1 pseudogene is annotated in these 212 nt (G+C 77.4%); it reads right to left on the bottom strand.

The features are described 5' to 3' along the window. Positions 1–212: pseudogene (locus GT007_RS22135) on the bottom strand (helix-turn-helix domain-containing protein); the annotation flags it as partial.

Raw genomic sequence — 212 nt, 5'->3', positions numbered from 1 at the left:
CCACAGATCGTTGGGGGCCGCGTGCTCGAAGCGCTGGTGGGGGCGGTGAGAGGCGGCCTCGGCCGGGTCCAGCAGGCCGTGGCGGCGCAGCACCTCGGTGACGGTCGAGGGGGCGGGCACGTCCTGCCGCCCCAGGTCGTGCAGGCGGCGCGCCAGCTTGCGCCCGCCCCAGGCCGGGTGGGCCTGGCGCAGGGCGATGATCTCGGCCTCCA

The organism is Rhodovarius lipocyclicus, assembly GCF_009900765.1.
GTDB lineage: Bacteria > Pseudomonadota > Alphaproteobacteria > Acetobacterales > Acetobacteraceae > Rhodovarius > Rhodovarius lipocyclicus.
This window is presented reverse-complemented; position numbering and strand designations above follow the sequence as displayed.